We start from the raw sequence: 1,847 nt of genomic DNA, 5'->3' as shown, positions 1-1,847 counted from the left end.
GGCGAAAAGCGTAATATACGCAGCCCGCGCCGATGAGTTTCTCGGCACTGCTCTTTAACAATTTATCAGACAATCTGTGTGGGCACTCCACAAGACGATATCCAGCATCTTCGGATGCAAAAAAATATCAAGTCTTGAAGAGTGACTAACTGAAGTAAAATTCATGCAGTAAATCTTTGAGCATCGCTTCTCGAGTGGAAGCAAATCAAGCTTTTAATTGAAGAGTTTGATCATGGCTCAGATTGAACGCTGGCGGCAGGCTTAACACATGCAAGTCGAGCGGTAGCACAGGGGAGCTTGCTCCCTGGGTGACGAGCGGCGGACGGGTGAGTAATGTCTGGGAAACTGCCTGATGGAGGGGGATAACTACTGGAAACGGTAGCTAATACCGCATAACGTCGCAAGACCAAAGAGGGGGACCTTCGGGCCTCTTGCCATCAGATGTGCCCAGATGGGATTAGCTAGTAGGTGGGGTAATGGCTCACCTAGGCGACGATCCCTAGCTGGTCTGAGAGGATGACCAGCCACACTGGAACTGAGACACGGTCCAGACTCCTACGGGAGGCAGCAGTGGGGAATATTGCACAATGGGCGCAAGCCTGATGCAGCCATGCCGCGTGTGTGAAGAAGGCCTTCGGGTTGTAAAGCACTTTCAGCGAGGAGGAAGGTGGTGAACTTAATACGTTCATCAATTGACGTTACTCGCAGAAGAAGCACCGGCTAACTCCGTGCCAGCAGCCGCGGTAATACGGAGGGTGCAAGCGTTAATCGGAATTACTGGGCGTAAAGCGCACGCAGGCGGTTTGTTAAGTCAGATGTGAAATCCCCGGGCTCAACCTGGGAACTGCATTTGAAACTGGCAAGCTAGAGTCTCGTAGAGGGGGGTAGAATTCCAGGTGTAGCGGTGAAATGCGTAGAGATCTGGAGGAATACCGGTGGCGAAGGCGGCCCCCTGGACGAAGACTGACGCTCAGGTGCGAAAGCGTGGGGAGCAAACAGGATTAGATACCCTGGTAGTCCACGCTGTAAACGATGTCGATTTGGAGGTTGTGCCCTTGAGGCGTGGCTTCCGGAGCTAACGCGTTAAATCGACCGCCTGGGGAGTACGGCCGCAAGGTTAAAACTCAAATGAATTGACGGGGGCCCGCACAAGCGGTGGAGCATGTGGTTTAATTCGATGCAACGCGAAGAACCTTACCTACTCTTGACATCCAGAGAACTTTCCAGAGATGGATTGGTGCCTTCGGGAACTCTGAGACAGGTGCTGCATGGCTGTCGTCAGCTCGTGTTGTGAAATGTTGGGTTAAGTCCCGCAACGAGCGCAACCCTTATCCTTTGTTGCCAGCGGTTCGGCCGGGAACTCAAAGGAGACTGCCAGTGATAAACTGGAGGAAGGTGGGGATGACGTCAAGTCATCATGGCCCTTACGAGTAGGGCTACACACGTGCTACAATGGCATATACAAAGAGAAGCGACCTCGCGAGAGCAAGCGGACCTCATAAAGTATGTCGTAGTCCGGATTGGAGTCTGCAACTCGACTCCATGAAGTCGGAATCGCTAGTAATCGTAGATCAGAATGCTACGGTGAATACGTTCCCGGGCCTTGTACACACCGCCCGTCACACCATGGGAGTGGGTTGCAAAAGAAGTAGGTAGCTTAACCTTCGGGAGGGCGCTTACCACTTTGTGATTCATGACTGGGGTGAAGTCGTAACAAGGTAACCGTAGGGGAACCTGCGGTTGGATCACCTCCTTACCTAAAGATATTAGTTCGAGTGGCGTGCTCACACAGATTGTCTGATGAAAAAGTAACGAGCAAAGCGCTACCTGTTGATGTCATGAGTTAT

At 52.0% G+C, this 1,847-nt stretch carries 1 rRNA gene; it reads left to right on the top strand.

Features of this window, described 5'->3' with window-relative positions:
* The first annotated feature begins 214 nt into the window (after positions 1–214).
* Positions 215–1,756: ribosomal RNA gene (locus OZD67_RS06120) — 16S ribosomal RNA — on the top strand.
* Positions 1,757–1,847 lie beyond the last annotated feature (91 nt).

Source organism: Wolbachia endosymbiont of Drosophila nikananu, assembly GCF_028981865.1.
Classification (GTDB): domain Bacteria; phylum Pseudomonadota; class Alphaproteobacteria; order Rickettsiales; family Anaplasmataceae; genus Wolbachia; species Wolbachia pipientis_B.
The sequence above is the reverse complement of the archived record's forward strand: the minus strand, read 5'-3'. Positions and strand labels throughout refer to the sequence as shown.